Annotated in this window: 10 protein-coding genes and 1 CRISPR repeat array (1 of these 11 cut by a window edge); all 10 genes read left to right on the top strand. The window is 41.1% G+C overall.

Annotated features, from left to right (window positions below):
• Positions 1–32 precede the first annotated feature (32 nt).
• Positions 33–2,216, top strand: coding sequence for a type I-D CRISPR-associated helicase Cas3' (gene cas3 / locus NIES208_RS07805; RefSeq protein WP_075891455.1), 2,184 nt, complete (start codon positions 33–35; stop codon positions 2,214–2,216).
• A gap of 39 nt (positions 2,217–2,255) precedes the next feature.
• Positions 2,256–5,612: a type I-D CRISPR-associated protein Cas10d/Csc3 gene (cas10d, locus tag NIES208_RS07800; RefSeq protein WP_075891453.1), complete on the top strand. Its 3,357-nt coding sequence runs from the start codon at positions 2,256–2,258 to the stop codon at positions 5,610–5,612.
• Between the two features lie 54 nt (positions 5,613–5,666).
• Positions 5,667–6,656, top strand: a complete 990-nt coding sequence (gene cas7d / locus NIES208_RS07795) for a type I-D CRISPR-associated protein Cas7/Csc2 (RefSeq protein WP_075891451.1) — start codon at positions 5,667–5,669, stop codon at positions 6,654–6,656.
• A gap of 14 nt (positions 6,657–6,670) precedes the next feature.
• Positions 6,671–7,396, top strand: a complete 726-nt coding sequence (gene cas5d, locus NIES208_RS07790) for a type I-D CRISPR-associated protein Cas5/Csc1 (protein ID WP_075891449.1) — start codon at positions 6,671–6,673, stop codon at positions 7,394–7,396.
• Between the two features lie 4 nt (positions 7,397–7,400).
• Positions 7,401–8,240, top strand: a complete 840-nt coding sequence (cas6, locus tag NIES208_RS07785) for a CRISPR-associated endoribonuclease Cas6 (RefSeq protein ID WP_075891447.1) — start codon at positions 7,401–7,403, stop codon at positions 8,238–8,240.
• 73 nt (positions 8,241–8,313) lie between these two features.
• Positions 8,314–8,685, top strand: coding sequence for a four helix bundle protein (locus NIES208_RS07780; protein WP_075891445.1), 372 nt, complete (start codon positions 8,314–8,316; stop codon positions 8,683–8,685).
• Between the two features lie 53 nt (positions 8,686–8,738).
• Positions 8,739–9,317, top strand: a complete 579-nt coding sequence (cas4, locus tag NIES208_RS07775) for a CRISPR-associated protein Cas4 (RefSeq protein ID WP_075891443.1) — start codon at positions 8,739–8,741, stop codon at positions 9,315–9,317.
• 88 nt (positions 9,318–9,405) lie between these two features.
• On the top strand, positions 9,406–9,780 hold the full coding sequence (locus NIES208_RS07770; RefSeq protein ID WP_075891441.1) for a four helix bundle protein: 375 nt from the start codon (positions 9,406–9,408) through the stop codon (positions 9,778–9,780).
• Between the two features lie 92 nt (positions 9,781–9,872).
• Complete coding sequence (gene cas1d, locus NIES208_RS07765) at positions 9,873–10,850, top strand: type I-D CRISPR-associated endonuclease Cas1d (protein ID WP_075891439.1); 978 nt, start codon at positions 9,873–9,875, stop codon at positions 10,848–10,850.
• Positions 10,851–10,938: 88 nt separating this feature from the next.
• Positions 10,939–11,232, top strand: a complete 294-nt coding sequence (gene cas2, locus NIES208_RS07760) for a CRISPR-associated endonuclease Cas2 (RefSeq protein ID WP_075891437.1) — start codon at positions 10,939–10,941, stop codon at positions 11,230–11,232.
• Between the two features lie 210 nt (positions 11,233–11,442).
• Positions 11,443–14,778: a CRISPR direct-repeat array (repeat unit 37 nt; unit sequence CTTTCGATCTATCAAATCCCGATCACGGGACTGAAAC); it runs 5,082 nt beyond the window's last position.

Raw genomic sequence — 14,778 nt, 5'->3', positions numbered from 1 at the left:
TCAACAAGGATTTACGTACACTTTCTCTAACGATGACTGACTATTCTATTAAGCTCAAACCTGTGTTCTCAGCTCCGGCTGACAGTCTGCCGCGAGGAGTGAAATTACCAGATGGTTGGTCGTCATTGTCTTGGCATCAAAAAGAAACATTAGATGCTCTAAATAATCCTGAAGTCGACGTGGTTTTGAACGTGGCGATGACGGGAGATGGTAAAAGTTTAGCGGCATATTTAAAGCCATTGACCCAGAAATTGTATTCTGTGATTTCTCTTTATCCAACAAATGAGTTAGCGCGAGATCAAGAATTACAAATTCAGAAGTATATAGAGCTATTTCAACCTAAATTCAAACCGAGATATACACGTTTAAGTGGTGAATTACTAGAGGTTTATGCAGAGAATGAAGGTTTAAAAAAAGGGGCGGCGATCGCCACCCGTACAGGGCAGTCCGAAATATTAATGAGTAACCCTGATATTTTCCATTATCTGCACCGTGGTGCTTACTTAACGCCTCTAGATAATCGAGATAAACTTTGGGGCAGAATTAATCAAGATTTTGGGTTGTTCATATTTGATGAATTTCACATCTTCTCTGCACCTCAAGTATCCAGTGTGTTGAATACAATGCTCTTAATTCGTACAACCCAGAGCATTAATAAAAAATTTCTTTTCTTATCCGCTACACCTGACGAAGAATTTATTGAGCGATTAAAAAAAGCTGGATTTAACTGTCATGTTATCAACCCGGAAAAGGAGCATAAATACCAGTTTCCCGTGACGAAAAATGAGCAAAAAGAATTACTCAAACAGAATTGGCGTAAAGTAGTTAGCGATATTGATCTCAAGTTTATTCCTTTAGAATCTACTAGCCGCTCATCAGAAATATGGCTGAAGGACAATGCCGAAATAATTTTAGAACAATTTACTAAAACACCGAGTAAGGGAGCAATCATTCTCAACTCTGTCGCTGCGGTTAAGAGATTAGTTCGTTTTTTTCAAGATTTTTTAGAACCCCATGGATTTACGGTGGGGGAAAATACAGGTCTTACAAGTAGTGAAACAAAGAAAAAGTCATTATCTACAGATTTAGTGATTGGTACTAGCACTATTGATGTGGGGGTGGATTTTAAAATTAATTTTCTGTTCTTCGAGTCCGCAGATTCTGGTAACTTCATTCAGCGTCTTGGGCGTTTGGGAAGGCATGAGAGTTATCAGAAAAATGGAGAAACCATTGAGTTTTATTCCTTTACAGCTTTTGCTTTAGTGCCAAATTTCTTTGTGGAGCGATTATTTGAAAAAGATGATGCCTCTTTGATACTAAATAAGTCGTATGAACGTCCATTTTTTTACGAAGTAATTAAGGCAGAATATCGCAATATTAATGATTTTTTGGGTTATTACAAGCAATGGGGAGGGTTTCAATCTTTCAAGCTTTTCTTAGATCTCAATCAGAAAACAATTGCTCAAACTTATGCTGAAAGTAAAAAAGTATTTGTTGCATTAGCTGAAGATGTTTTTGATATGTCTCTATCGCGAGTGGCTGGAAAATGGAAATATTTTGAATATCAATGGCGTGATTTATCGGGGAAGAAAGGCAATCCCATCGCTGAAGAAGCTTGTAGTTTTCGAGGTTCTAGTGATTTGCAATGTGGCTTATATGATCTGACAGAACAAAATGAGCAGTTTCGGTTTAAGACCTATGGTTTGCCCGGTATTCTCAGTAATCTTGAAATTGAACCAATGACTGAGGCGGAATTTCGGCGATCGCTGGATCAGACTATTCAGCAAACGGGTCAGCCTATTGCCAAGGGTCGTTTTAATTATTGTCTGGCGTTTATGAAGTTGATGCGTTATCGGGATGAGCGACTAGATTGGAAGTTTACCTATAACGGTGATTTGCAGGATTTGATCAATCGTTGGGAAGTTCAGGTGCTGGCGGGATTTGAGATTTGGCAGCCGGATAATCGTTGGATTTCTGCCATCAATAAGCGTCTATCGAAGCAGGGAATGGTCGCCTATCTTTTGCCGCGTCCGGTTTCTGAGGTTAGGGCACGTTTGAGGTTACCGATGCATTTCCAGATTTATCCGATCTGCGATCGCCATAGTTTTCATGACCCAAAAGCACCTTACTCGATAGCTTTCGGGCAAAGTGCTCTGTTAATCGATACGCTCGCATACTGCTTCAAGCAAGATGGAGGTAAAGCCTTGATTTTTTAAGTTGGCTCAATTTCACTTTAATATTTTCAACCTTAAACCATGTCTCAAAAAAATAACTGTACAGAAATTGATCTCGATAATCTTGACTCTAATGATTTTGGGTTAGATGAGGGCGGCGATCGCCAGCTTGAACCACAGCAACGAGAGCTATTAACCCTCAAGCTTTTGCGCAAGGCGATCCAAGATTCCAACCAAGATGATCCAGTGATGGCAGATTTTGCTGAGATTGTTTTACCAAAATTGTTGCAAGTTGCTATCGGTGTCACAGCCAAAGGCGGTAAGTTTTTTGATGAAATTGATGCAAAAAATATAGCCGAGGGAAAAGCAAAAGTTCGTCGCGATAATGCCGCCGATCAATCCTTAAATACTCATTTATTGAATGGTTTATTCCCAGCCAATCAAATCGAAAAACGCTTAGAAAAGCTCGATACGACAATTGGTCGCTATATCGAAGACTTTGAAAGACGATTAACCATTTCGGGGTTTATCCTCCATGATTTTGAGAAATTCCCTGACGTTCCCCAAGATTGCCGAAAGCTTGATATTCAGCAGCAGAAGGAAATCATCACCCAGAAAATTCTGGAATTAGATCTAAATAAATTTATCGATCTAAACAATCCAGAAGGCTACAGAGAATACCTTGATGATCTGACTGTTTTAATCTGTAATGCCCAAAGACGTTGGGACACTAATTGGAATTTTTCGGAGTACGGTCTACATCCACAAATTCCCACTAAACTATTAAGGCAACTAGCAGATTTAACTTGTCTAGCTGATTCCTTTGCTTCGATTATTAAGCATCCCCAAGATGCTACAAAAACGAAATTTAAAGAGTTAATGCATGGTTTGAGTGACGGGCAACTGAGCCTGACTTATCATCACCTTGCTGAAAACCGTGGTGTTTTAACCAATGTTGTTAACAATGCGGTGATGGATCTGCATACTAGCCTAAATACAGAAGATGAAATTTTCTATGAACCATTACTGTATTTACCGACTGGGGTAATCTATCTCAAAAGTAGAAATGCTCCAGATATTCCGACAGATGGGTTAGGCGATCGCGTTGTAAAAAAAATCAAAAATCTTTGCTTTAAACAACTAAAAGCTAGACAAACGGGATTTAGTCGTGATGGCAAGGGCATGAAATATGCCGATTATTACAATCTCTTTTGTGATGAGCGGGGCTTGATGGATATTGCTCTCGATGCAACCTTAAAAATCTTGCATAGTGGGAAAAAATCTGTTGCTCCTGCCCGCACTGAAAAACTACAAAATTTCCAAGGATTAGGGGTTTTATCAGCTCACGATGATCTTCAACTTAAAGAAGATATCCGGATGGATCAACTCGCTGAATTTGGAGATACAATTTGCCGAAAAATTTGGGGAGAAAAATACAAGGAATTAGAAAAGCTCTATAAACAAAGAATACGTGATCGCAAGAAAAAGAAAACCCTTGCAGAATTACCAGAACCACAATTACCACCGGAAGAAGTCATTCTAAAAGTTGCCGAATTTTGGAATTTAGCAGAATATATTCCTCAGCTTCGACAGATTCAAGATATTAATAAATCTCTTAAAGAGAATAAGCTCAAGGGTAATACAGGTGGTGTTCCCTACGAATGGTATTACCTTGCTACTAAGTATCTAGAAGCGAATCCCGGTTTAGAAAATATTCGAGAAGTGGCAGAACAACTCATTACATTTGTCGCTGATTTAATCGAACCGATTATTGAACAATATTCCGTTGATGATGGTTGGCAAGATATCCGCGAATGGGTTAGACGAGTGGTGATGTTGCCGCAACAGGAAATGGCATCGAATGCAGAACAGATTGAAATTTTCTTACAAGAACTCAATGCTTATCAAGCTGCGAAAAAGTCTGGGCGAGGGAAAGAAATTATTTGCTCTATTTCTAATTCCCCCTACTCTGTGACTGAGCAAATGGAATCTGCTGTTTTATTTACGCCGCAGGTTTATACCAATAAACAGCATTTAGGGGGGTCTAACGCCAAACGTAATATTTCCAGTATTTCGGGGATTGAGATGATGCTCCGGCAGATCTTGATGAATCAGACCCAAGCTGTTGGTAAACGCTTTGAAGATGGAAAATATCGCTATCTATATTTCTATCCGACCTATTACTTCACTCCAGAAACTAACAATTTTTTGCGGCAAGCTTATCAGGCGATCGCCCAGACCCGTTTTGATACTGGACTCAGAAATCATTTTATTAGCAAAGAAGGTGAAATTGACCTAAGCAAAGCAAATTATCAGTCCGTTGATTTTCTTCTGATGGATGAAAACATTCAGGCTAAACAAAAACTACCAGAAAAAGATCCAAATTATCGAAAAGATCGCACCTTTAAGCTTTCGTATCCAGATGATCAGCCCCTCACTTTTTACTTTATTGCTTTACCGCCGGGGCGAGATCCGACAGATACCGAATCTTGGGTGATGCCCACATGGTTAGCCTTTGTGATGCCGATGATTTTGGATGTTAAAACCGTTGTTTCAGAGTCGCCTATTCCACCCTTTACTGATGGCACGGAATTTGAAGAGACTGTTTTTCTTGATAGTGCTCCCCAAGCCTTCCGAGTCCTGACTGGAGTAGATCGATTCCGTCTTGATTACATCCTAGAAGGGTGGCGCGATGGAAGTGGTCGGGCATATCCATCACCGCTAAAAGCGTTAACCGCAGCCTATGCCATTCATCTCGATGTAAATCCAAAACGCGGTAAGGGAGGCTATGACGCGAATTGGGGAAAATTAACAGAGCTTGCCAAAGACTTTCAGTCTAGTCCCCTCAATGTGTTTAGTTATCTCAGTAAATGGAGGAGAGGAAAAGAAGCGGAATCACCGCCGATCAGCAAAATCAAACTTTATGCAGAGCATTTTTATCCCTGTTTTGATCCCTATTACAACTCTATCGACCAGAAGGAGAAATCACCTTTGAACCATCCTCAAAAGCTCACTGAACTATACCGAGAGTTCTATCGCGCAAATAAATCCTACAACCCGAAAGCAAATGCTGTTTTAAAACCCATTGATGTGGCAGCTCAGGCAATTCTCAACGCAGATAATTGCTTAATGGATAGTGAAACATTGGTCGCTGTCGCGGCGGCAGAAGTCTCTAAACTCATGGATCGCGTTCATTCTTCTACGGCTGAAGGTCGTTGGGTATTGAGCGACCGAGAGGCTGAACGACAAAAAGTACTTGAATTTGCCAAGTATTTTGTCATGGATGTTTTTGAAGGAGGATTTAAAGGCGATCGCGCCCGTCTTGCAGGCAAACAACTGAACCTAATTCGTGATACCTGTGAGTTTCTTTATCGTCTTGAGCAGGATAAAGAAAATCAAGAACGAAAAGCAGCAAAAGAAGCTCAAGAAAACGAGTAACAATTTTTTCTCATCTCGCCTTTTATTTTTCTTACACATTTCAGGAACTTAATTATGTCTTTACTCAAATCCATTAATTCCAAGTTTTTTCATGCAGAAATCCCTAGTAAGCCTATGGGAAAATATGCTCACTTTCTAACGGTTCGCGTGACAGAATCATATCCACTCTTTCAAACTGACGGGGAGCTTAATAAAGCCAGAGTAACCGCAGGTGTTGCAGATAAAAGTTTGATTAGTCGCTTGGCAATGTTTAAACGCAAACAATCTACTCCAGAACGTTTAGTGGGTCGAGAACTGTTGCGAAACTACGAATTCATGACTGCTGAAGAGTGTGAATACAATGAAAGTTTTGCGATGAATAATCCTGATTGTGTTGTGTATGGTTTTGCCATTGGTGATTCTGGTTCAGAGAAATCAAAAGTGGTCGTAGATACGGCTTTTTCCATAACTCCTTTCGATGAATCTCACGAAACATTTACTCTAAATGCCCCCTATGAAAGCGGCACAATGAGTAAACAAGGTGCTGTTACAAGCCGGATTAATCAGCAGGATCACATTCGTCCTCAGGTCTTCTTTCCCAGCATTGTTACCCTCAAAGACCCGACAGAAGCGACATTTCTGTATGTGATGAATAACATTTTGCGGACTCGTCACTATGGTGCACAAACTACTCGCACGGGACGTTTACGGAATGAATTAATTGGTGTCGTTTTTGCTGATGGTGAGATTGTTAGTAATTTGCGTTGGACTCAGGCTATTTATGATCTGATGATCGCTGGAGGCAAACTTAATCCTCCTGATCCACTCCAAGAAGAAGATGTGATCACCGCAGCAAAAGAGGCGATCGCCCAACTGATGTCAGAAGAATTCATTGTGCACACCGATCTAATTGGTGAAGATTTTCAAGCACTCTTAAGCGAGATGAAAACATTAACAGCGAGTGAGGAAGGGATACGTTCTATTCTCACAGCAGCAGATCAACAAGCAAAAAGTTACTACCAGACCTATATCGAAAAACCAAAATCATCTAGTAAGAAAAAATAAAGAGGTGAAATCAGATGACTATCATTTACCATTGCACTTTGGAACTTCATGATAGTCTCTATTTCGCTACTCGTGAAATTGGGAGACTTTATGAAACCGAACCTGTCGTACACAACTATGCCCTCGCCTATATTTTAGGATTTGTCGATAGTCCTAAGTACAATACAGTTGTCGCAAAAGAAGAAGACTCTTACCGCTATTTTTGTGCTGAACAAATCCCCAAATATGAGCAACAGCTAACGCCCCTTAATCAGCAAGGTATTTACATTACGCCAGCAAAATCAATCAGGCATACCTCAGTTTTAAATACATGGAAATATGCCGATAATCATTACCATGTAAAGATGAAGCCTACTTCTAAAAATATCCCAAGCTTTGGTCGTACAAAAGAGATTGCTCCCGAAAGTGAATTTAATTTTTTTGTGATTGCTCAGTCTAAATTAGATTTTCCGAAATGGGTACGAATGGGGAAATGGGCATCTAAAGCAGAGCTGAAAACCAAGATTCTAGAAATTGATAAACATTATTCAGAGCAAGAATTTACATTTTCTTATTTACTGAATCCTTTGGATGTCATGACCCAAAATCAAGTATTAAGTTTTGACACAATTAACATGCCGCCTGTTAGTTTATTGCAAAATATTCGGATGATTGGTGACTATTTTTCGTTTAAGAATTTGCCTAAACAGATGCAAGGTTTAAAGCTACCTAGCAAGATGTCTTATCAATTCACCTCTTGAGTTTATGCCCTACAGTTTAATCATTAATTTTGTGCCGCGATCGCCCCTTTTAAAAACCCATTTAAACGGTCGTAATCTTCATGCTTTATTTCTCGATTTAGTCAGTTCCGTTGATAAAGAATTAGGAACCTCTTTACACCAGCAGCAAAGCGAAAAAGCTTTTACCCTTAGCCCTGTGCAGATCAAGCTTAATCGTAAACTTTTGCAGTGGAGCTATAGAAAGGCGATCGCCGCCGGAACCCCTTGTTGGTGGCGGGTTACATTACTGGATGACAGTCTATTCGGAAAACTTGCCCATCTCTGGCTAAACGTTAATCGTCAGGAACCATGGCAACTCGGCTCGGCTCGGCTCGATATTGTCAGTATTCTTTCTAATCCCCAGCCCCAACAGCCATGGGCAAATTTTATTTCCTATGAAAAGCTCTATGAACAAGCCCTTGATGGAACAGATAGTCAAACATCTCAAGCGGCGAAAAAAATAAACTTTAGATTTTGCACACCCACAGCATTTAGAAAATCAAAATATGATGTTTCATTGCCTGACCGAGACTTGATTTTTCGTAGTTTACTTAAACGATGGAATCAATATAGTCAAAATCCCTTTGAATTTACAGAGACTATTTTTGAATCTATCTATCCTAGTTTCTTCAATATTAAAACTGAAATAGTTGGTGATAAGCGCAGTAAATTTATCGGCTGTATGGGTGATATCAGCTTCAGTATTTTAGGTGATGTTGATCCTCAAATTATTAAACAAATTAATACCTTAGCCAACTTTTCTTTCTACGCAGGAGTAGGGCGTAAAACACCGATGGGCATGGGACAAGTGAACAGGTATCAGTGAACAGGTACCAGGTATCAGGTATCAGTGAACAGGTATCAGTTTTTAGTGAAAAGGAAACAGTAAATGAAGCATTATGGATGAAGGTCTACAGAAGAAAAGTTTGTCTTATCAGAAGGCTTATCAGTTTGCGATTCGGGTAGTGAATGCTTACCGGTATTTAACAGAAGAGAAAAAAGAATATGTTTTATCGAAGCAATTTTTAAGAAGTGGAACATCTATTGGAGCGAATTGTGCAGAAGCTCAAGGTGCAATTTCAGACAATGACTTCTCCGCAAAGATTTCAATTGCATATAAAGAATCCCTTGAAACTAAATATTGGATATCTCTTTTAAAAGACACAAGTTACTTCGAAGAGAAAGCAGCTGATAGCCTTTTTCAAGACGTAGATGAGATTAGTGAAATCCTATTCTCAATCCTCAAAAAAACATGCATAAATCGCACTTGAACTTACACTCCGTCTGATACCTGTTCACTGATACCTGTTCACTGATACCTGATATGGATAATTACTTACCGCTTGCATATTTAAACGCTTGGGAATATTGCCAAAGACGTTTTTATTTTGAATATGTCCTTGGAGAAATGGAAATTAATGACCATATTATTCGTGGCACTCATCTCCATCGCAATATTAATGAAGCTGGCACATCAACTGAAGGAGATACTCGGATTCATCGACAACAATGGGTTTGGAGCGATCGCCTAAAAGTTAAAGGCATTATCGATGCAGTCGAAGAAACCGATGGTTTATTAATTCCCCTCGAATACAAAAAAGGAAAAATGGGGAAACATTTAAACGACCATTTTCAGCTTTGTGCGGCGGCATTATGCCTCGAAGAAAAAACAGGTCAAGAAATTCCCTACGGCGAAATCTTTTATTACGGTAATCGTCGTCGCCAACAAGTTGAATTTACCCAAACACTCCGTAACCTGACCGAACAAGCAATCATGGCAGCACATCTCGCAGGCGATCGCCCTATGCCTTTGCCATTAAAAAATCAAAAAAAATGTAAAGACTGTAGCCTGAAGCGGCTTTGTTTACCGAAAGAAATTAAACAGTTAACAGTTAACAGTTAACAGTTAACAGTTATCAGGGAGCAGCTAACAGTGAATACTTAATGACTCTTAAATCTCGAAGATGATTTATAAAATGGAGAACCCTTAAATGGAAAGCAACTTAGAAAAAGAAAGTATTGCCTATAGTAAGGCTTATCAATTTGCAATTCGCATTGTGAATGCATATAGATATTTGATAGATGAAAAAAAAGAGTACATTTTATCGAAGCAGTTTTTAAGAAGTGGTACATCCATTGGGGCCAATCTCGCTGAAGCTCAAGGTGCAATTTCTACCAATGATTTTTCAGCAAAAGTCTCTATTGCTTATAAAGAGTGCCTAGAAACAAAATACTGGATATCTCTTCTCAAGGACACAGGATACTTTCAAATCAAAGCAGCAGAAAGCCTTTTTAAAGACGCTGATGAAATTGCAAAAATTCTTTTTTCTATTCTTAAGAAAACCCGCATAAATTCCAAATCCTGACAGCAGACAAATAAAAACTACTAACTGCTCACTGATAACTGTTCACTGATAACTGTTCACTGACAACTGTTCACTGATAACTGTTCACTGACATGACTACTTTATATTTGACTCAGCCCGATGCCGTATTGAGCAAAAAACATGAAGCTTTTAACATTGCCTTAAAACAAGAAGATGGCAACTGGAAAAAGCAATCTATTCCCGCCCAAATCTTAGAAGATATTGTCTTACTAGGATATCCCAGTGTCACAGGGGAAGCCCTAGGATATGCCCTCGAACTCGGTTTACCCGTGCATTATTTATCTCGATTTGGGAAATACGTCGGCTCGGCTTTACCTAATGAATCCCGCAATGGTCAGTTACGATTAGCTCAATTTCGTGCCCATGAAGATCCTAATCAACGCTTAGAAATTGTGAAATCTATTGTTAGAGGAAAAATTCACAATCAATACAATTTACTTTATCGCCGTGGGCAAAAAGAAAATCCCCTTAAAGGCCGTGAAAAACTCGTTTTACAAAAACATTCTATCGATGAAGTACGTGGTGTCGAAGGATTAGCCGCGAGGGAATATTTCGCTTGCTGGCAAGATATGCTTGGCAAAGATTGGGAATTTACTGGGCGTTTCCGTCGCCCTCCCACCGATCCTGTCAATGCCCTACTCAGCTTTGGTTATGGCTTATTACGCACTCAATTAACCGCCGCCGCTCACATTGCCGGACTCGATCCCTACATCGGTTTTCTCCACGAAACTACCAGAGGACAGCCCGCCATGGTACTAGATCTAATGGAAGAGTTTCGCTCATTGGTTGCCGACAGCGTCGTGCTTACTGTTCTAAAACAAAAAGAAATCAAGCCTAAAGATTTTACTGAAAGCCTAGGGGCTTATCGCCTCAAAGATGATGCTTGCAAAGTCTTTTTGTCGGCCTTTGATCGCAAACTTTCTTCAGAATTTAAGCACCCAACCTTTAAATACAAATGCACCTATCGCCGTGCCATTGAACTACAAGCGAGACTATTAGCCCGCCACCTTCAAGAAGGCATCATTTATGAACCACTAATCATTAGATAAAAGGGAAATAGTAATACTTTTCAGATATCTCAGCATTATTTTTTTCTACTGATACCTGATAACTGATAACTGATACCTGATACCTAAAATGACTAAATTATTGTATCTTGTAATCTACGATTTGCCTTCTACAAAAGCGGGTGATAAGCGTCGTAAAAGATTGTTTGATTTGTTATCAGGTTATGGTAGGTGGAAACAATTTAGTGTCTTTGAATGTTTTCTCACAGCAAAGCAATTTGCCCAGCTACAAACCACTATCGAAAAGTTAATTAAACCCGATGAAGATGCTGTCTGTATTTATGTTCTCGATGCTACTGCTGTCAAAAAGGCGATCGCCTATGGCACAACAAAACCTGAAGAGCCTGGTAGTATTATTCTCTAAAGTTCCTCTAAAATTAAATTGGCAAACCTATAGCGAGGTCAAAAACCCTAGAGGCTTTGCCAAAATCTCCAGAACCTTGATAAATCAATACTTTTCGCGGATATGGAACAGGCTATCTTTGTGGCGATCGCTGCAAATTCAAGCTAGAATCTTCTGGTTCGCCAAAAATATCGATCAAGCCCAACCATATCAACAGATCTAGACAACAGTCTTTCGATCTATCAAATCCCGATCACGGGACTGAAACCAGGCACGTTGCAATTCCCCCTCGAAGATTACCGAGACTTTCGATCTATCAAATCCCGATCACGGGACTGAAACAATTTATTTAGACGATACTCAAGTTGTCGACGAAACTTTCGATCTATCAAATCCCGATCACGGGACTGAAACACAAGGGAGCCGATGGTCGCATTAAACGCCGCAGACTTTCGATCTATCAAATCCCGATCACGGGACTGAAACCCATCATCAGTAAGGGTGATCGCCGTCCCTGCCAACTTTCGATCTATCAAATCCCGATCACGGGACTGAAACGCTGCTATAGAGGCTGTAGAAAAAGCTTTGTTGGCAGCTTTCGATCTATCAAATCCCGATCACGGGACTGAAACGTAGAGGCGACGACCAGCACCACCATCAAGCTCGACTTTCGATCTATCAAATCCCGATCACGGGACTGAAACCTTGACGATAAGCAGGTCAACAAATTTAATTCCCTCTTTCGATCTATCAAATCCCGATCACGGGACTGAAACTGTAGTGCCTCCCCTAAACGTTCCACAGCGTCAGCTTTCGATCTATCAAATCCCGATCACGGGACTGAAACAAAAAAGTTTTCCACAGCTTTTGGCAGTTCTTGACCTCTTTCGATCTATCAAATCCCGATCACGGGACTGAAACAAATTCTGAGCTGATTGACGCGGGATTTATTCTGCTTTCGATCTATCAAATCCCGATCACGGGACTGAAACGTGGGAGGCTCAGAAGATAACCAAACATCTTGCCAGCTTTCGATCTATCAAATCCCGATCACGGGACTGAAACTCATCGTCAAAATCCCCCTCGGCATCATCCCAGACTTTCGATCTATCAAATCCCGATCACGGGACTGAAACCATTGTTAGCAAGAAGATGTTTTTAATCAAGTTCATCTTTCGATCTATCAAATCCCGATCACGGGACTGAAACGAGGGGATAGAGCGAGAAATTGATGCGATGGAAGACTTTCGATCTATCAAATCCCGATCACGGGACTGAAACAAGTTTGTGCCATTCTTTCCCTTCTTCACTGCCATCTTTCGATCTATCAAATCCCGATCACGGGACTGAAACTTTTAAGCCATTGCTTATGAGTGAGCTTGCACCACTCTTTCGATCTATCAAATCCCGATCACGGGACTGAAACACTTTCCCCTCCTCTCCGAATACCGATTTAGATAAAGCCATACTTTCGATCTATCAAATCCCGATCACGGGACTGAAACTGACCGTTCCTGATTGGGTGGCGATCGCCGTGGGGCTTTCGATCTATCAAATCCCGATCACGGGACTGAAACCATTGCCACTTTTCCCGAATGTCTGCAAATCAACTTTCGATCTATCAAATCCCGATCACGGGACTGAAACTGTGGCTTGCCCCTCAGTTCGACGAATGGGGGAACTTTCGATCTATCAAATCCCGATCACGGGACTGAAACATATCGCTTGAAATTATTCGTTTTGGAATGTTGCTGCTTTCGATCTATCAAATCCCGATCACGGGACTGAAACTTGTCAGCAATAGCCCCCCGGCGCAAACCAGCAACTTTCGATCTATCAAATCCCGATCACGGGACTGAAACCCGTACAACTTCTGTTCAATATTCTACCCACCCATCTTTCGATCTATCAAATCCCGATCACGGGACTGAAACATAAGTTCGGCAGCTTCACTCTTTTCTTGGAGCAAGACTTTCGATCTATCAAATCCCGATCACGGGACTGAAACTGATGGTTGGGAAGCATAAATGAAGATTAACCTGACTTTCGATCTATCAAATCCCGATCACGGGACTGAAACGATGATGATCAGGCACTAGCGGAACAATCTTGTTGACTTTCGATCTATCAAATCCCGATCACGGGACTGAAACTTCTCCGCCCCTGTCTACACGCCTGAAGAGTTGGCTTTCGATCTATCAAATCCCGATCACGGGACTGAAACTAAAAGGCGATGTTGTTGAACGTAAAAATCTTCCTTTCGATCTATCAAATCCCGATCACGGGACTGAAACCACCAAAATCATCGAACTAGATCGCGAGATTTCAGCCTTTCGATCTATCAAATCCCGATCACGGGACTGAAACGCGACATTTTTAGAGGCGTTCAAAGACCACCGCAATCTTTCGATCTATCAAATCCCGATCACGGGACTGAAACGCGACATCACGCACCACTAAGCTCCCAAACCATCCGAGCTTTCGATCTATCAAATCCCGATCACGGGACTGAAACAAACAGACTGCCACAGGCAAACGTCCCGAAGTCTCCTTTCGATCTATCAAATCCCGATCACGGGACTGAAACAATGGCTTGTCGGTTGATCGCAATCGTCGGAAGCGGCTTTCGATCTATCAAATCCCGATCACGGGACTGAAACACGGGCTTTGACCTCGACAAATGGAGCCGTCAGGACTTTCGATCTATCAAATCCCGATCACGGGACTGAAACCATCTCAGCAATATCATTCCAGATACGCTCAACTTCGGCTTTCGATCTATCAAATCCCGATCACGGGACTGAAACATCGAAAGTTGTATTAAATCAGCAATCACCTCCCCAAAAACTTCTTTCGATCTATCAAATCCCGATCACGGGACTGAAACTGCGATGAATGCTTACCTCGTCATTTGGGTCAGCTTTCGATCTATCAAATCCCGATCACGGGACTGAAACCAATGAAGTGATGGCGATTGTCAATTTGCGCCTACTTTCGATCTATCAAATCCCGATCACGGGACTGAAACAGTTGCTGTTCTAGCCTTTCGATTCGATCCTGTTGGCTTTCGATCTATCAAATCCCGATCACGGGACTGAAACGTGCATGTTGAATTTCCCCCCGCAAATCTGCAACCTTTCGATCTATCAAATCCCGATCACGGGACTGAAACAAATTGGCTGGGGGCTAACCCGCGCAAAGCTCTTCTTTCGATCTATCAAATCCCGATCACGGGACTGAAACTAAAAGCATTTGAGACGGCGATCGCCAGCGTAGATGACTTTCGATCTATCAAATCCCGATCACGGGACTGAAACCAGAAGGGGAGACCGTCTGTGTACCTGAAAGAAAACTTTCGATCTATCAAATCCCGATCACGGGACTGAAACTAAAAATATGACCACAACAACTGCAACAATCACTAACTTTCGATCTATCAAATCCCGATCACGGGACTGAAACAAAGAAATTTTCAACGCGGCAGTGTGGGCAGATGACTGTGGCGGACTTTCGATCTATCAAATCCCGATCACGGGACTGAAACATGCCCTTAATTGCAGTCTGTAG

Source organism: [Limnothrix rosea] IAM M-220, assembly GCF_001904615.1.
Classification (GTDB): Bacteria; Cyanobacteriota; Cyanobacteriia; order Cyanobacteriales; family MRBY01; genus MRBY01.
The sequence above is the reverse complement of the archived record's forward strand: the minus strand, read 5'-3'. Positions and strand labels throughout refer to the sequence as shown.

Excerpts from the sequence above, each read along its gene's own strand:
- cas7d (WP_075891451.1), top strand. The coding sequence starts at position 5,667 with ATGTCTTTACTCAAATCCATTAATTCCAAGTTTTTTCATGCAGAAATC.
- cas3 (WP_075891455.1), top strand. The coding sequence starts at position 33 with ATGACTGACTATTCTATTAAGCTCAAACCTGTGTTCTCAGCTCCGGCT.
- cas6 (WP_075891447.1), top strand. The coding sequence starts at position 7,401 with ATGCCCTACAGTTTAATCATTAATTTTGTGCCGCGATCGCCCCTTTTA.
- cas10d (WP_075891453.1), top strand. The coding sequence starts at position 2,256 with ATGTCTCAAAAAAATAACTGTACAGAAATTGATCTCGATAATCTTGAC.
- cas2 (WP_075891437.1), top strand. The coding sequence starts at position 10,939 with ATGACTAAATTATTGTATCTTGTAATCTACGATTTGCCTTCTACAAAA.
- NIES208_RS07770 (WP_075891441.1), top strand. The coding sequence starts at position 9,406 with ATGGAAAGCAACTTAGAAAAAGAAAGTATTGCCTATAGTAAGGCTTAT.
- cas4 (WP_075891443.1), top strand. The coding sequence starts at position 8,739 with ATGGATAATTACTTACCGCTTGCATATTTAAACGCTTGGGAATATTGC.
- NIES208_RS07780 (WP_075891445.1), top strand. The coding sequence starts at position 8,314 with ATGGATGAAGGTCTACAGAAGAAAAGTTTGTCTTATCAGAAGGCTTAT.
- cas5d (WP_075891449.1), top strand. The coding sequence starts at position 6,671 with ATGACTATCATTTACCATTGCACTTTGGAACTTCATGATAGTCTCTAT.
- cas1d (WP_075891439.1), top strand. The coding sequence starts at position 9,873 with ATGACTACTTTATATTTGACTCAGCCCGATGCCGTATTGAGCAAAAAA.